This is a genomic window from Sphingomonas sp. GW821-FHT09E03 (assembly GCF_059416225.1).
Map to the genome: position 1 here is coordinate 14,766 of NZ_JBWKOS010000010.1, position 15,474 is coordinate 30,239.

14 protein-coding genes are annotated in these 15,474 nt (G+C 62.2%); all 14 read right to left on the reverse strand.

Annotated features, from left to right (window positions below; translation table 11 throughout):
• The 14 genes from AC07M8_RS16360 to AC07M8_RS16425 all read right to left on the reverse strand — a co-directional run bounded on the left by AC07M8_RS16360 (nt 1) and on the right by AC07M8_RS16425 (nt 15,471).
• Nucleotides 1-282, reverse strand: a complete 282-nt coding sequence (locus AC07M8_RS16360) for a hypothetical protein (protein ID WP_132833781.1) — start codon at nt 280-282, stop codon at nt 1-3.
• Between the two features lie 25 nt (nt 283-307).
• Nucleotides 308-2,083 (reverse strand): SLC13 family permease, encoded by a 1,776-nt coding sequence (locus AC07M8_RS16365; RefSeq protein ID WP_056019265.1) that lies wholly within the window; start codon nt 2,081-2,083, stop codon nt 308-310.
• A gap of 37 nt (nt 2,084-2,120) precedes the next feature.
• On the reverse strand, nt 2,121-2,558 hold the full coding sequence (locus AC07M8_RS16370; protein WP_495175367.1) for a DUF202 domain-containing protein: 438 nt from the start codon (nt 2,556-2,558) through the stop codon (nt 2,121-2,123).
• 1,400 nt (nt 2,559-3,958) lie between these two features.
• Nucleotides 3,959-5,875: a type IV secretory system conjugative DNA transfer family protein gene (locus tag AC07M8_RS16375; protein ID WP_267389319.1), complete on the reverse strand. Its 1,917-nt coding sequence runs from the start codon at nt 5,873-5,875 to the stop codon at nt 3,959-3,961.
• Between the two features lie 13 nt (nt 5,876-5,888).
• Nucleotides 5,889-6,911, reverse strand: a complete 1,023-nt coding sequence (gene virB11 / locus AC07M8_RS16380; RefSeq protein WP_121905596.1) for a P-type DNA transfer ATPase VirB11 — start codon at nt 6,909-6,911, stop codon at nt 5,889-5,891.
• A 4-nt stretch (nt 6,912-6,915) separates the two neighbouring features.
• Nucleotides 6,916-8,226: a type IV secretion system protein VirB10 gene (virB10, locus tag AC07M8_RS16385; protein ID WP_242153053.1), complete on the reverse strand. Its 1,311-nt coding sequence runs from the start codon at nt 8,224-8,226 to the stop codon at nt 6,916-6,918.
• A 1-nt stretch (nt 8,227) separates the two neighbouring features.
• Complete coding sequence (locus AC07M8_RS16390; RefSeq protein WP_267382570.1) at nt 8,228-9,235, reverse strand: TrbG/VirB9 family P-type conjugative transfer protein; 1,008 nt, start codon at nt 9,233-9,235, stop codon at nt 8,228-8,230.
• Nucleotide 9,236: 1 nt separating this feature from the next.
• Nucleotides 9,237-9,914 carry a VirB8 family type IV secretion system protein gene (locus AC07M8_RS16395; RefSeq protein ID WP_121905599.1) on the reverse strand — a complete coding sequence of 226 codons (678 nt, stop codon included), beginning with the start codon at nt 9,912-9,914 and terminating at the stop codon, nt 9,237-9,239.
• Between the two features lie 418 nt (nt 9,915-10,332).
• Complete coding sequence (locus AC07M8_RS16400; protein WP_267389316.1) at nt 10,333-11,373, reverse strand: TrbL/VirB6 family protein; 1,041 nt, start codon at nt 11,371-11,373, stop codon at nt 10,333-10,335.
• A gap of 67 nt (nt 11,374-11,440) precedes the next feature.
• Entirely contained in the window at nt 11,441-11,713 is a 273-nt protein-coding gene (locus AC07M8_RS16405; RefSeq protein ID WP_267389315.1) for a hypothetical protein, read from the reverse strand.
• A gap of 2 nt (nt 11,714-11,715) precedes the next feature.
• Nucleotides 11,716-12,441: a TrbJ/VirB5 family protein gene (locus AC07M8_RS16410; protein ID WP_267389314.1), complete on the reverse strand. Its 726-nt coding sequence runs from the start codon at nt 12,439-12,441 to the stop codon at nt 11,716-11,718.
• Between the two features lies 1 nt (nt 12,442).
• The gene (locus tag AC07M8_RS16415) at nt 12,443-14,809 is read right to left on the reverse strand and encodes a VirB4 family type IV secretion/conjugal transfer ATPase (protein WP_495175368.1); all 2,367 of its coding nucleotides are present in this window, start codon (nt 14,807-14,809) and stop codon (nt 12,443-12,445) included.
• On the reverse strand, nt 14,802-15,143 hold the full coding sequence (locus AC07M8_RS16420; RefSeq protein ID WP_495175369.1) for a VirB3 family type IV secretion system protein: 342 nt from the start codon (nt 15,141-15,143) through the stop codon (nt 14,802-14,804). The genes AC07M8_RS16415 and AC07M8_RS16420 overlap by 8 nt, the downstream gene beginning before the upstream one ends.
• Nucleotides 15,136-15,471 carry a TrbC/VirB2 family protein gene (locus tag AC07M8_RS16425; RefSeq protein WP_495175370.1) on the reverse strand — a complete coding sequence of 112 codons (336 nt, stop codon included), beginning with the start codon at nt 15,469-15,471 and terminating at the stop codon, nt 15,136-15,138. The genes AC07M8_RS16420 and AC07M8_RS16425 overlap by 8 nt, the downstream gene beginning before the upstream one ends.
• Between the last annotated feature and the right edge of the window lie 3 nt (nt 15,472-15,474).

Genomic DNA, 15,474 nt, shown 5'->3' on the forward strand with positions numbered 1-15,474 from the left:
TCAGTCGGCGTCCTGCATCAAGGTTGCAAACAGGGCTGCGGCGAGAACGGCGCTCGAAAGCCACATCACAATCGACAGCGTCCAAGACGTCGCCAGTCCAGCTGCCGTGATTGTTGCAAGCAGTAGGACGATGAGAACGGGCATGGCTGCCCGCGAGTGGAAAAAACGCATGAAGCCGCCTACGCCTGCTACATCTGCGGTGCCACAACCTTCCGAGCCGCCCGGTACGCTTCCTCGCCACGGACGCCATTCAGTATCTTCGAACGCCTGCGGCTTGGCCATGCTGCCCATCAACAGTACCCGGCGATCAGTGCAGTGGCCAAGTCCACATCACTAGAGGCGTACCAACCAAGACCACCAGAACCGATAGTGGTGCGCCCAGCCGGGCGTAATCGCTGAAGCGGTAGCCCCCAGGACCAAAAACCAAGGTGTTACACTGATGCCCAATCGGCGTCAGGAAATCGCATCCTGCCCCGATAGCGGTCCCGATGAGGAAGGCTTCGGGGCGATATCCGAGGTCATGCGCGAACACCGCCGCGATTGGCGCCATCACCAAGACCGTCGCGGCATTGTTGAGAAACGGCGTCACAGCCATCGCCGCTACGAGGATCAGGGCGACCGCGCCCCATGGCGGCAAGGAGGCCGCCAGATGGGCAAGCGAGGTCGCGAGTACATCCGACGCGCCGGTGGTGCGCAGGGTTTCACTGACCGGAATGAGCGCGCCCAGCATGATGAGAATTGGCCATTCGACGCCATCATAGGCATCTCGCAGCGGTAGCGCTCCGGTCGCCATCATTAGACCGGCAGCGGCGAAGAAGGCGACGGCCACAGGCACATAGCCGGTCGCGGTTACGGTCATCGCCACCGCGAGGATGATAAGTGGTAGGAAGCGACGCTTCGAACTTCCCAGACGCAGGGCACGCTCTGCCAGCGGCAGCGTACCGAGGTCACGCATGCGTTCCGGCAAGAGTGTGAGGGGTCCTTGAAGAACAATGACATCGCCGGCGCGCAAGACGGTCTCGCTGAGCTGCTTGGTCAGCCGTTTGCCGGCGCGCGATACCGCGATGAGATTGACGCCATAGCGTTGCTGAAGCCGCAGTCGTCCAGCGGACTGGCGGACCAACACGGAGCCGGTGGTGATGACCGCCTCAATGACGCCAACCTCATCATCTTCGCTGCCTTCCGGTAGGTCACGATGCTGTCCGGCAAGTGCTAGGTGGTCACCCGCAATGACACGCTCAAGCGTATCCGGGTCACCGCCCAAGATCAGCGTGTCGCCGGCAGCCAGAAGGAACTCGGCCGTAATGCTCGTGCGCACATCGTCACGGACAACATTGGCGATCGTCACCTCATTATCATGACGGTCGATGAAGGACTCAACCGTTTCGCCGACAGCGGGCGATCCGTCTTGGATGGTCGCCTCAGTGACATAGTCCGTGATGTTTAGAGCTTCGCCCATGGTCGGCGCTGCGCGGCGTTCCCTGGGCAGGAGGCGGTAGCCGAAACGCAGGAAAATGAGGCCGACCACAAGCAGGCCCAGCCCCGTTGGCAGATAATCGAACATGCCGAACGGCTCACCGGTCATCTGCTCTCGTACTCTGCTGACAATAATATTCGGCGACGTACCAACGAGGGTCATCAACCCGCCAAGGAGCGAAGCGAACGACATCGGCATCAGGAACACCGAGGGGCTAGTGTCCGATTTCTTCGCCGTCTGCACGGCTGCCGGCATCAGCATAGCCAAGGCACCGACGTTCTTTACGAGCCCGGACGATACCCCGACTGCCGTAGTCAGCACCACGAGTTGCGACCGGACGCGTGTCACGCGCCGCGCCAGTATCCCGAGCGCGCTCTCGATTAGGCCGGAACGCTGCATTGCCGATGAGATCACCAGCGCCGATCCAACGATGATAACGATGTCATCGGAAAAGCCAGTAAATGCCGCTTTGGGCTTCACCAATCCCAGCGACAGCCCGGCAAGCAGGGCGATGATGGCCGTGACATCATAGCGAAATCGGCCCCAAAGAAAGAGGCCCATCATGCCAATCAGCAGGCCAATCGACATAAGTTGCGGCGTGGTCATGCAAGCAGAATCCGTAAAATGGCGATAGTCACGCCGGTTATTGCAGCCAAATCCCGACGAGTGCCGCCAAGACGGCAATCGCTAGGAAGCCGTTCACAGAGATCAGCAACCAAGCCGGCAGTCGCTGAGTGTCGGGCCGCGGTGGGGCGATAGGAATCATTTCACGCCAGACCGCTGCAACGAAGCAGAAGCCGCTGAACAGGATCAGGACGGTTGCGGTCGCACCGGCAAGCCAGCCGGGCACGATGTTCTCAAGCAATGCGCGGGCGCCAATTCCTGCGGCTAGAGCGGCAAGCCCGGTACGGACCCAGGCTGCGTGGGTGCGCTCCGCTGCCATGACTGTTCGATCGGCAGCAAGCTCCGTGCGCCGATCGGCGCTATCTGCTTGCTGCTTGGCGCTATGCTCCAACCGGTCCGCACCGTGAACGAATGGGCCGTTGAAATCACGGGTCAATGACAGTCGTTCGTTGGCCATGGATGATCAACGATACCCACACGCTTTCAGCACATCGAATGTTAAAAAGGATCATGCCGAATAAGTTATCGAGGTTAGCAGATCCCCCGCCTTCACAGGTGTCAAAACCGGCTGGTTGCGGCACGAAACCTTTCTCGAAAACGATCCAGACCGTGCGAAAACTCCAACCCCGAATGTAGCGTACTAATATAGCTGCGTGTCGGTTGCCAGGTGATTGGCTATCTTGCGTCGCAGCCATATCTGGCGACGTTATGTTTCGAGCATCACGTCTGTATCGGGGGCGGCGGTGAGTTTTCGCACGGTCTGGATCGAATTTCGGGAATGTCCGGGTTGGGCAGGAAAGCGGAACGGCGGCTTTCGGGAAGGTGCTGGCGATGGCCGACATTCTGTGGCGCTGCCTCCTTTTACAGGAGTATCTATCGTTACATTCACACGCTCGGCGGTCTGCTACGATCGAACTCCATTTTGAAGATTCCGTCAGACCTCAAAACATAGGTGCAATGATGCCAATCTTCCTGACTCTCTTTAAGCATGTCACGCCTTAGGGCGGATAGAGCATCATTGACGGATCGGTTCATGGTTCTCTCACCTTCCACCCCCTCAACAAGCTTACCGTTGCACACGACATCGTAGCGCCTCTGTATCCAGTCGTCATGAACTTCTGCCACGATCCATACTTCGGATACAGAAGCCGCTAGCATTGGAGCAATTGCGAGGGCGATGCTCTCCAGCTGACGGCTACTTTCCATTTCTGCATTTACCTCCGATGCCAGATTATATCAGCGTAATCGCTTTTGCGATCCATTTTACCGCGCTTGCCCATTGGCCGTAACTAGACAGCTTTACCAATCCCGAGCGCCCCGATTGCAACTCATGTCTGGAAAGTTCCCCATAATCCCACTGAACGAATGACTACTACCGGGACTCCGAATTACTAACCCGAGCGTCCGGGTGTGGGCGTGAACGGCCCTGCCGTTTTTAAGCGCCGACTAGCCCCGCCAGTGTCGGAAAACACATGATAGGCGACGCAGAGCACCGCAAATTCTGGAGAATTGCGGCGTGGGGCGGTGGCGCACGTGCTCTAGGTTCGCACTATTGCGCGAGATACCCTGTCGGATGGAGAAAGTGCGCGACAACCTCGGAGGCGGGGTTTTTCGTTAGGGGAGCCGCGGCTGTTATTTTGGCGTGAGATCGAAGCCCCGCGGAGTCGCTACCGTGCAGGCTGGCGCGATGCCGAGCAAATCTCGGAAGCCCCGCGAATGGCCGATTCATCCGAAACCCGACATTCCCGGCCGATTGCCCGAACGACTGCTTCGTCCCATTTGACGCCATTGGGGACAAATCGCTCGTTCCCAAAAACGATTCCCGCTAGCGAATCGCCGAAAAGGCATTCTCATTAATTACGCAGCTTTGCGTCGCACCATGAGGACGCCTTCGAAGAGTTTGGCGACACGCTCGTTTGGCGGAACGGCCAAAGCCGCGCTGATCGCGGCCTGATTCAATCCCCGCCGACCCATTGCACGAGCGCCGTTGGTAGCAGCAGGTTCTGAGGGTGTCGCGGCGCTTCGCATCGACGAGGCGTCGTCGGCGGGAGCCTGCGTGGCCTCGATCACCCGAAGGCTGTTAGCAGCGACGGCGGGGTCGACGCGGATCTGGGGCATCTCCGGGGCGGGTATTTTGGTCCGCGCCGAGAGCTTCTTCTCGGCATAGTAACGGACCTTCTTTCCATAGGTCGCGTACATGCCTCGCCGGAAAACGATCAGATCGTCCTCCGGCAGCAACTCAACTTCCTGAGGGAGCATCAGCGGCCGGCGCTGATCGGAGTCCGAGGTGGAGCCGCCGCCGCCGCCCCACGTTCCCATCGAGCGCGACCGCGCCTTGAACGTGTAGCTGCCGAGCTGGTCCGAAATCTTCTTCGCCTCGGCCAAACCGGCCGGACGAAGAACAAGCCGCACCGCGCAGTTTCGCTCGATGTCGGCCGCCACCTTGTCCCCATAAACGCCCTGGATCTGTTCGAGCGACTGGAACGCCGGCAGCATCCGCAGCCCGTAGCCGGCGACATAGCTGAAGGCGTTCGCGAGCACGGTGCATTTGCCGAGGCTCGCGAACTCGTCCAGGGCGAGCAGCACCTTGATCTGATGCTTGTCGCCCTTCGGCAGCTCGCGGACGTTGCGGTCGATGAGTTGCTGGAAGAGCAGGCCGTAGATGGGCGCAACCCGCTCTAGGTCGTCCGGCGACACGCCGAGATAGAGCGAGATCCGCTTGTCCCGAAAGTCACTGAGATCGAAATCGCTTTCTGAGGTCGCCGCATCGACATATGGGTTCAGCCAGCCGTTGATCTTGGACGTAACCGACTGGCGCAATCCGGAAAATGTGTTCGCCGACGAGCCGGTATAATCCTTGATCGCCGATACGCACCCTTCCGACAGGGGCTTCCCGGCCTTCTTACGATCGGCGATGATCTTCGGGAAACGCCGCTGGGCATCGCTGGCCGCGAACTGGCGGTACACCTCGCCGAGCGTGAAGGGGAGGGCGTCCTCCCCATCGTCGACGGTTGCCGCGATATATGCGGTGATGCCGAGAAAAGCGGTTCGCGCGCCCTCGGCCCAGAACTTCTCGCCCGTGAGCGGATCGGGATAGAGCATTGCCGCGATCTTCTGAAGCTCGTTGATGACCTCCACCGGATCATGCCGGTTGATGTAGCTCAGCGGGTTCCACCGCACGGTGCGACCCGTGGGATCGAGCGGGTTGAAGAGCAGCACCTGCTGCCCGAGCACCTTCAGCCGATACCCCGCGGTGTTGTCGTAATTCTCCTGCTTGATGTCGAGCACCACGAGAGAATCGAGCCAGTCGAGCAAGTTCGGGATGATGACGCCCACCCCCTTGCCGGCGCGCGTCGGGGCTTCCAGCATCACATGCTCGGGTCCGCCAAAGCGCATCACCTTCCCGCCGAACTTGCCCAGCACGATGCCGGCCGAGGCGAGCATCTTGCCGTTGCGAACCTCGCCGACTCGCGCGAAGCGCGCCTCGCCGTGGAGCTTCTGCCGTTTGAACAGCGTGGAGAGGATGGTGATGACCGTCAGAACGAGGCCGATCCCGAAGCCGATCAGGAACGGCTGATAGACGATCGGATAGCCCTTCAACGCCCACAGCGCGGCCGGCACCTTAATCCAGGGCGTATGCGCGTTGAGGAGGTGGGCACGCCACAGGACGGCGAGGGCGCCGATCGTGGCGCTCAGCGCCAGGCCGATGATGCCAAGGAACGCGATCGCGCCCGGCTGCGACCCTTCGTCGCTTCGCACCCATTTTCCGTTCATGCCGGCACCCCCTTCAGTCGGTCGGCTTGCTCGCCGGATCGAACCATACTTCGGTCATGCGATAGCGCGCCGGCTGGCCCTCGCCGGGTGGCAGGCGGTGCATCTGCACGACGATATCGACCAGCGAGCGCAGCAGCGCCCGGATGTCGTGGCGGTCGAGATCGTTGCCGCCTTCCGATTCCTTCACCAGCAGCGTCAGCTGCTCGAGCGCGCCCTCGGCCGTATTGGCGTGGACCGTGGTGATCGAACCGGGATGACCGCTGTTGACGTTGCGCAGGTAGAAGAAGGCGGTGCCGTCCCGCAGTTCCTGCAGAAGGATGCGATCGGGCCGCATCCGCAGCGCCGATTCCAGCAACTCCTTGGCGCCCGCCTTCTGGAGGCTCTTCCCATCCTTGGCGTACATCATGTGGACGTGGTTGCGCTGGGGTACGACGAGCTCGCGCGTGTCCTCGATCGTCAGGATCCGCTCATAGTCCGGGATCAGCTTGATGAGACCCTTAGAGAAGCTCGTCTTGCCGGAGCCCGTCGCGCCGGAAATGAGGATGTTCTTGCGGGCTTCGACCGCCAGCTTGAAGAAGGCGCGCCAATCGCCCGCCTCGCGCAGTCGCAGCAGATCGGGGTCAACCTCCTCGTACAGGCCGTGCGCGCGCACCTCGCTGAACAGGCCGGCACGCTCGAAATCGTCGATGTTCATCGTCACGCCGGACGCTTTGCGGATCGTGATCGAGATGAAGCCTTGCTCGACCGCCGGGGGAACGACGACCTGTGCGCGCTCGCCGCCCGGCAGGACCGAGGAGCATATCGGATATTCGGAGTTGATGTCCTGCTTGGTCAGCCCCGCGATCAGCTTCGCCAGCGTCATGAGGGCCGCATTGTCGAGTGCGGGCTCCTCATGCCATTCCCAGCCACCACGCGTCTCGAGGCCGATCATCCCTGGCTCGTTGATGACCAGCTCGGTCACATCGTCGCGCAGAAGGTGCCGTCGGATCGGCTCGGCATTATGCTCGTAGATCAGCGACGTCGGACTGGATGCCACGGCCTTAACGCCTCAATCCCACATCATAGACTGAGCGGAAATCGAAGTCCTTGGCGACGAAGATCGCCGCGGTGTCGCCCTGGTTCTTCTTCAAGATCGGTTTGATGTTCATAGTTTGCTGAAGGACGGTCTGCCCGGTTTGTCCGGGAACTTGCGTGGTGTTGCTCCCCTCATTGGCGACCGCCCGACCGGCGATTTGCGAGGCATCCTCCAGCACCGAGATGACGAGCCCAACGCCGAAACGTGCCCAGAACTGGGTATCGACGCCGCCTGGCAACCCGGCCCGACCAAGGCTATCCGCTGCCGGCGACCCGAGGTCGATCGCTACGCCGCGCGGCGTCAGGGCGCGCGTCCACAGTACGAACAGGCGCGCTTGCCCCTGCGTGATGCCGCCGGAATATTGCCCGAGGACCTTGGTCCCCTTGTCGAGCAGGACGATGCGACCGTTCTCGGAATAGACATCGTGGTTGATGACGCAGGACACGAACCCGGCCTGCGTCGAGTTGATCGCCGTTTGGAGCGTGCAGGGGATGACCGTGCCCGCACTCAGCAGAAGGTTACGGTCCGCGACCATCGTTGCCCGGACCGTCTGGATCGCGGCATGGCCGAGCTGATCGTTGAAGTCGGTCGAACCCTTGCCCGCTTCGGCCGGATTGTCTTCGCCCGGCGCTCCGAAACCACTGGCACCGAGACCCCGCCGCGCGACGGTGGATTGTCCAGCGCCGCGCGTCCGGTCCTCGAGGTCCGTACTCTGTTGAGCGTCCGCACCGGGCGCGGAGGCGGGAAGAGCGGTCGAGGCCAGCCCGGTGTTGCCAAAGGCCATGATCGGCGATCGCCGGGCCGCATCGGCCATGGCGCGCGCCTGCTCTGCACGTCGCTGCTCCGGAGATTGCTGTCCGTTCGCCGTGGCGGAGGCTGTCCCGCCCGTTGTCGGCACCGGATTGCCGTTGGCATCGGCGACCTGCGTCCCCGCCGCTGCGGCGATCGGCCGCCCGAAGATGTCGGTCTGCGCCGCGCCGGGCTGGCCGAGTTGACCCGCGAGCGCCGCTCGCTGGGCGTTTGGCGATCCCATCACGTCGTCCACGGCACGGTCACTGGCCTTCGCGGGCTGCGCGGCAGCCGCGGTACTGGCCGATTGGTGAAACGCACCATAGCCTATCACGATGCCGCTTAGGGCGCCGAGCAATCCGATCCCCGCACCGATGAAGGCGAGGTTGCCCCACCCGCCGCTACGCGCGACCGGGTTATCGACCTCGCTTGGAGCAACGGTGTCGGCAGCGACATCGCCCCCGCGGTCAATCACGGTCCCGACCATGTTACTGCCCCTTCACTTTGCGTTCGACGACATTGGAGACGGTGCCCGTTCGATCGCCGCGATCGTTGCGCAGCGGCGCCTCGTTGTAGATGCACAGCACCGTCGCCCCGCGCCGGAGGCGCAACTGACGGTAGACCGCATGGATCACGACGAAATCCTCGCGAACATCGTAGGGGACGATCGTCTCGGTCCCGTCGACGTCGACCGCGAAGATCGAGGGAATGTCGGCGTGGCCCGGATAGCGCAGCACGGTGAACTCGCCGTTGTCGGAGACCTCGGTGGGTTGCAGCGCGACGTCGCCCTGCACGGTATAACTCATATTCCGGGTGCCCTCGATCACGGCATGGTCGAGCGCGGCGATGGTGATGGTCGTCTCGATCGCCTTGGCGGCCTGGACCTGGGCAAGCTGCACCTGCAACGCCGCCATCGCCCGTTCCTCGCGCGGATAGCGGAATCGTACGCCGTACATCGTGGCGCCCGTCCCTAGTGCGAGGTTGAAATGATAGGTGCGCGACACGCCGCCCGCGTTGGTGACGACGATCAGGTTGGTTCCTCCAGCCCTCTCGCGGGGTTTGAGAAAGACGATGTTTCCAACGGGCGCGATCTGCCAGGAGACGGTATCGCCCAAGGCGGCCTGCGTGACCGTTTCGCCGGGCCCGAACTGGATCTCGATCGCGTGCCGGAAACTGCCGACGATCGTCACCACCTGATCTGGATCGTAGTTGACGTTGCGAACGCGAGCGTCCTTGGCCCCAGGGACGGGGGTCTCCGACGCGAACGCAGGCTGTGGCGCGAGCGTGACTGCCGCGGCACCCAGAACCGAGAACGCGACGAGGCGGAGCCACACCGCCCCGACCCCGCGCCAGAAGCGGTTCCTGGCGCCATCCTCCGTCAGCACCAACGCCGTCGTCGGCGGTGACAGGCGCAGACCCAGCTCTTTGCGGAGCGCGGGCATGAAGGGGACGGCAACACGGTCGCCATTGTCCGACGTATTTGGCTGATCGCTCATGTCACGCCTCCGGGTCAGAACGATAATTCACGACCTGGAAGCCGAGCGGATTGATATTCCGATCCTTCTCATGCTCCGGCGCCGTCGTGTATCTGAAGGTCATGATCGCGTTCCAATTCTGCGCGATCGGCGTGTTCTGCCCGAAGGTGATGATCTTCGTGAAGCGGACCTGCGCCACGGTAGGACTGAGGAAACTGATCGTTCTTATCGAGATCGAGACGAAGCCCTTGTCGCCATAGATGTTGGACGGAGCGTTCTTGTTGTTGGCCTGAACGCTGTTGAGGTAACGAGCGCTCTCGGCGGAATCGCTGGTAAGCATGACCGTATAGGCGTTCTCGCGCGCGGCATCGTTGAGCCAGCCTTCGCGCAACCGCACATATTGCGAGATGAAGTAGCGGTTGACCGCATCCTCATAGGTGCGCGGCTGCGGCCCCTTGAGCGCGGTCACGACCTGCGTCTCGCCCGAGCTCTTGTCGACCCTGATGACATAGGGCTCGACGGTCTTCAGCGGGCTGAGCATCGCGACTGCCGCAACTGACGCCACAGCGAGCGTGCACGCAGCCGCCGCAACGCCCCAGGCGAGCCGCTTGGACTGGATCGCCGCACGCATACGGTCATATTCCCACGTCCTCGATGTCTCGTAGTATTTCTCTTTATCTTCGGCCTTCACCGCGCCCATGGCGTCGATCCCTTCAGCAGGAGGAGTAGGTCGGCGCGACGTCCTGCGCGGACGTGCGTGGCGCCGATCGCGGGATATTCATGGCCCCAGGTCCGATTGGGGCGGCAGGCGGACCTCCGGCACCGGGCGTAGGGGGCGGTGCGGGCTCGCGTGATGGAGGAACCACCATCGACTGCCCTGCGCCCTGCTGTGACGCCGGCAGTGGCACCGGCAAGCTTGGCAGGATCGACCCGTAGAGGTTGGCGGGACGCCGGTGTTTGCCGTCGCACACCGAGACGGGCTTGATATGGGTCCCGGTGCAGCCGCCAAGCACAAGCGTGCCGATCGCCACGATGGTCAGCCTTTTCATACCGTCTCCGTTCGTAAGGTCCCGCGCCTGCGGTGTTCCGTGTTTCATGGTTCTGGACTGGCAGCCGGCCTAATTGGACCGAGATGCCGAGCCGCCCGTGCCGCTTCCTCCTGCGGGGGGACGGTTCGCCTGCGTCGCGCGCCGGAACATGAGCCGGTTGGTCAACATGTTCGCCCCGGTCTGCAGGAAGCCATGGCCGCCAGATGACGCACCCCCCGAGATACCCGCAGCGATGGCCGGCGATTGAAAGAAGAAGATCGTGCCGACGATGTAGATCGCCGCGCAGGCGATCGTCGCGACGAGCATCACGGCAGCTTTCAGAACGATGTAGCCGTTCTGCGCCATGACGAAGGACGAGCCGTCTTCGGGGATCGATCCCATGATGCCGTCCATGGCGGCTTCCTGGAGGCCGGTGATGAACTTGGTCATGATTGCCATGACGACCATCAGCAGGATGAAATTGACGGTCTGCTTCAGCCACCCGTCGAACAGCCAGCGGGAGGAGTTGAAAAGCAGACACGCCAGCGCGAGCGGCGCGAGCGCGACGCAGATCGCAACGGACAGCTTGGCAAAAATGACGATGCAAAAGCCGATCGACGCCGACATAAACGCGAAGATGTAGAGGACGGCGACACACAGATAGGTGATCAGGGTGGCGCTGAGCTGGATCACGGGTGTGCGAAAGTCTGTGATGCCCTTCTGCTCTTGCGATTGAACTTTCAGGTTCGCGTTGACCAACTTTTCCGAGAGCTTGCCGGTATCGGCGACATAGGTATCGAAGGTGGTGCCCGGGTTGGTGACGGGCGTGCCCGATCCAGCCGCGATGATCTCGCTTGGCAAGTTGGTGACCACGTTCACCACGAACGCCGAATAGCCAACCGCGCTGGCAGCGGCGAGGGCGAACCCGACCTTACCAGCCTGGAATACCAGCTCGCGAAGTGGAGCCTGGATAGCCCCTCGTAGCACGGCAAAGCCGAGCAGCAGGAAGTAGATGATCGCCGCCAGGGCCAAAGGCGCTGCAACGAAATCGACGAGCCCCGCCCCGAAGCTCGCAACCGAGGTCGCTATGGCGGTCTCCACATACGAATACATCGTCGTGAACAGCGTCATTATGTTGGGTGGGCCGGCAGCCATTACGTGAGGTTCCGATCTTCGGCGAACAAGGCAGCGGGTAGATCTACTTCTTGCGGATCGTGTTCTGTTTGAAGAAGTCGGCCTCTTCGTTACCCGCCTTGGTCTGGGCGACCGAGATGGTCGCGTCTCCGGTCGTCGCGCACATCTTCGCCTTCTGATCCGCAGGGAGATGGCTGTACTCCCCGGCATCGCACTTCGCCTGCCACTCCGTGAGAAGTTGCGGACTGGCGATCAGCTCCTTGGCGGTAGGCACCACGACGTTCTGCTGGCATCCGCAGACAACGAGCAAAGAGCAGACGGATAGTATCTTGCGCATGATCACTTCCTGATCGTGTTGGCACTGAAGAATGCTGCTTCGTCGCGACCAGCCGCCACTTGCGCCGCGCTGATCTGCATGTTCGCCTGACCCGCCTGCGCCATCTGGATCGCCTGCATCTTGAGCATATCGTTCTGAAGCTGCGCCTGCTCGACCGAGATACGGGCTTGCAGGTCCATCACGTCCTTGGGATCCTTGGCGCTCGACAGTTGCTCGCGGAGCTGGTCGAGGCCCTGCATCCGGGTCTGGGCGATGCTGAGCGTATTCTCGCCCAGCGCGGCCGTGGCGGCCGATGAGCTGGTCGCATCCTTGAGCGCCTGGGTGTAGGCTAGGTCTGCGTCGGAGGACGACGTTGCCGGCAGCGCGTAACGAGACTGGATGCTCGATGCGAGCGAACCGAGCGATCCGATCTTCGACAGGTCGCCACCGAGCAACGTCGAGGCGTCGATCGTCGTGTTGGGCAGGATGTTGCGCACCTGCGCGTTGAGCAATTGCGGGGCGAGCGCGTTGACGTTGGTCAGCTTCTGAAGCGAGCTGAGCGTTGTCGTCGCTGTCTGGATCTGCTGCTCGCCCTGCTGGATCATTTTGATCGTGTTCTGGACCTGGGCGAGCGCTTGCACATAGGTCGAGGTGTCGAACACAGGGATGCCCTGTGCAGCGGCCGGCGACGTAAACGCGACGATCGCGACCGGCGCGGCTGCAACCATGATGATGCGCTTGAGCGACATGTCAGCTTCTCCTTTGGTTGGCATAGAAATGCGGCAGCCATGCCGCAGGATCGTTGCCCGCCAGGGCAATGGCCTCCTCCATGGCGACGAGGGTTTCCTCGCGGCCAGAAAGCACCTTCAGCTCATTGGGCATCCCGCCGAGATCGAGCTTCGCAACGATCGAGGTATGCCCTTGCTTGACCAGAAAGGTCCGGCTCTCCGGCGTCAGGTCTTCACGGATCAGCCGATACTCCGCATCCGTCAGGCCGAGCCCGTCGCAATAATCCGATCGCTTGGCGTCCGAGTTGGGAAGCAGGATCTTGGTCGCGGTCTGCTCGATGATCGAGTGCGCGATCGGCGAGCGCAGCGCATCGGCCGGCGACTGCGTGCCAAACACCATGAAGGCGTTGCGCTTACGGAAGGTCTTGAGGCCGTCCTGCGCGAACGCCCGAAAAGCCTCGTCCTGAAGCGCCTTCCAGAATTCATCGACGTCGACCACGACACGCTGCCCGTCCAGCAGCTCGTCGACGCGGTGGAAGAGGTACAACATCGTGGGAGTGCGGATTTCCGGGTTCTCCAGGAAGTCCGTCATGTCGAAGCCGATGAATCGCGCCGACATCGACACCTCGTCCTGCGGACCATCGAAAGCCCAGCCTAGCGGGCCGCCCAGACACCAGCGCTCCAGCCGCGCACCAATGCCTTCCGCATCGGCGTAGCCCAGCATCTCGCGCAACGCGCTGAACGAGCGCGACGGCGCCGGCATCCGCATCACCGCCTCGATACCCTCGTCGATCAGTCGCTCTTCCGCGACGCTGAGCGGCCGGTTTTCCCGGCGTACCAGGACACGGATGAACTGCCGCAGAAAAGCAATGTCGTGCGGCGACGGTGTCAGACCCTTCAACGGCGCGAAGCCGGTGGGCTCGCCGTCGCGCAGCGCCAAATAGGTGCCGCCACAAGCGCGGACGAAGATCTCGGCACCGCGGTCCTTGTCGAAAAAGACCTGTTTCGCACCGGTCTTTTCGAGCTGCGCTTGCAGGAAGTTCTGCAGCACCGTCTTGCCGCCACCGGTTGGCCCGATGATGAGCGTGTGGCCGATGTCGGCACGGTGAAAATTGAACCAGAAGGACGAGCCCGCGCGCGTCTTGAGCAGCGTCACCGCGTCGCCCCAGTGGTTTCCAGACTTACGGCCTGCCGGGAACGTGTAGAACGGGCTCAAGCCTGCGAAATTGCGCGTGTTGATGACCGCGGGGCGCGCGCGCATCCGGAAATTGCCGGGAAGCTGCGCCCAGAAGGCGGCCTCCAGCGCGACGTCCTCGCGCGCCATCACCATGCCTGTATCGGCCGCTGCCGATCGTGCGATCGACAAGCGCTCCAGCAGCCGCTTCGGGTTCTCGTCGATGACCGCGATCGAGAGGTGATGCTCGCCCATGGCGAAGCGGTTCGCCATCAGATCGTCGACGCCGTCGAGCAGCTCCTCCGCCTGGCTGACGCCGGCATCGTCCGAGGAAACCATCTGCTTGTATTTTTTCGTGAAGCGGTCGCTCGCGACCGACTTCACCAACGGCGCGAAACTCTGGGTCAGTACGAACGGGAAGTCGAGCGTGAGCAGGCTGTTGAACTGACCGGTCCGGGTGCTGGCGACATACTCGCGCACGCCGAACATGCCGAGGAAATGCGACGTGTGCGGAAGCCGGATCTCGGCCGCCTCGCGACCGAACACCACGCGTGAGGCATACAGGGCTTGGCCCAGCCTGCCGTCGAGCAGCGGCACGCGGATGCGGTCGCCGGTCAGGATGAAGTGCAGCACCTCCATCGGTCGTGAAAAAAGAACGCCGTTGTGCTCATACAGCGAGAGCGGCTCTGGCGCGACATCGGCGAGCAGCGTTTCGAAGTCGCGGCACTTGTCCGCCATGATCGTGAGCGCGCGATCGTCGATCTCGGCGTTCGCTTTTCGCCTGGAGAAAAGCCGTGTTACCTGCTCGCCGGCCATGCTCGACGGCCGGACGATGATCGTGACGTAGAACTCGTTGTGGTAGAGGACTTTCTCCTTCAGCGTGTCGGCGTATTTCTCCTGCAAGGTTCGCGCGAAGTCGGAGTGGAAGTCGCCGCCCAGAACGGGGTCGGTGGCTGTCCGCACGAGATGGGTCCACAGCGCGACGCGATCGTCACCGATCGAGCGCCACGCGATGTTGAGCTTGTTATGCCAGGTGTTGAGGTCGCCGATGTCGCTGGTCTCGAACGGCCGCCCATCGACGCGGTACATGCGCATGAGCGAGCCGTCTTCGAGAGCAACCAGCGTGTCATCGACGTGCCGCGTGTAGGGAATGAACTTGATGTCATCCGTCTCGCGAACCGCGATCTTCTTATGCTTCAGCCTGAAATCAGTCATTGCCGAAATGCTTCCGCTTCACGCCTTTGGCGAGGCGGACGGGAGAGTAGCTCCCGCCCCCCCAGAACTTGCGGTTCTTGGATAGAAAGCCGGTCTGGAACCACAGGCCCCACAGCCGGAACGCATTGAAGTCGTAGTGACAGATCATGCGCGCCGGGAAGTAGAGCGCGCCGAACAAGGCCAGGGGGTAGAACGGATTGTGGAAAATCCCCCAGATCACCATGCAGACCATGATGATCGGCAGGATCGCCTCAAGCGGCAGTCCCATGAATACCGACGGTCTGGTCAAGGCGAGGAACACCTTATCCTCGGCGAGTTTCTCCCCGTCAGCCACCCGAGCTGCTCATCCAGCCGACGATCGTCGTGGCCGAAAAGATGATGCCGATGCCGATCAGCACCGTGACCGCTTTTCCCCAGTCCATCCGACCGGTCAGCTTGGCATAGCCGACCGCCATGACGGCGATGACGCCAACCACGGACGCGACGGTGGTCATCCATCCCTTGATAGTGTTGAGACCACCTTCGATCGCGGTTCCATCGGCAAAGGCCGGCTGGGCGATCGAAATGAGGGCGAGCGCACCGACAAAACCGATGAACTGCCGGGCGCGGGCGTCGGACAACATTCGGCCCGTGCCTTGAGTGAACTTCATACGGGTCTCCATGGC

Bases quoted from the DNA above. Each gene is read 5' to 3' on its own strand.
- AC07M8_RS16400 (WP_267389316.1), bottom strand. From the start codon at position 11,373: ATGACGCTGTTCACGACGATGTATTCGTATGTGGAGACCGCCATAGCG.
- AC07M8_RS16415 (WP_495175368.1), bottom strand. From the start codon at position 14,809: ATGACTGATTTCAGGCTGAAGCATAAGAAGATCGCGGTTCGCGAGACG.
- AC07M8_RS16365 (WP_056019265.1), bottom strand. From the start codon at position 2,083: ATGACCACGCCGCAACTTATGTCGATTGGCCTGCTGATTGGCATGATG.
- AC07M8_RS16360 (WP_132833781.1), bottom strand. From the start codon at position 282: ATGGCCAAGCCGCAGGCGTTCGAAGATACTGAATGGCGTCCGTGGCGA.
- AC07M8_RS16425 (WP_495175370.1), bottom strand. From the start codon at position 15,471: ATGGAGACCCGTATGAAGTTCACTCAAGGCACGGGCCGAATGTTGTCC.
- AC07M8_RS16405 (WP_267389315.1), bottom strand. From the start codon at position 11,713: ATGCGCAAGATACTATCCGTCTGCTCTTTGCTCGTTGTCTGCGGATGC.
- AC07M8_RS16390 (WP_267382570.1), bottom strand. From the start codon at position 9,235: ATGAGCGATCAGCCAAATACGTCGGACAATGGCGACCGTGTTGCCGTC.
- AC07M8_RS16395 (WP_121905599.1), bottom strand. From the start codon at position 9,914: ATGGGCGCGGTGAAGGCCGAAGATAAAGAGAAATACTACGAGACATCG.
- AC07M8_RS16410 (WP_267389314.1), bottom strand. From the start codon at position 12,441: ATGTCGCTCAAGCGCATCATCATGGTTGCAGCCGCGCCGGTCGCGATC.
- virB10 (WP_242153053.1), bottom strand. From the start codon at position 8,226: ATGGTCGGGACCGTGATTGACCGCGGGGGCGATGTCGCTGCCGACACC.
- AC07M8_RS16370 (WP_495175367.1), bottom strand. From the start codon at position 2,558: ATGGCCAACGAACGACTGTCATTGACCCGTGATTTCAACGGCCCATTC.
- AC07M8_RS16375 (WP_267389319.1), bottom strand. From the start codon at position 5,875: ATGAACGGAAAATGGGTGCGAAGCGACGAAGGGTCGCAGCCGGGCGCG.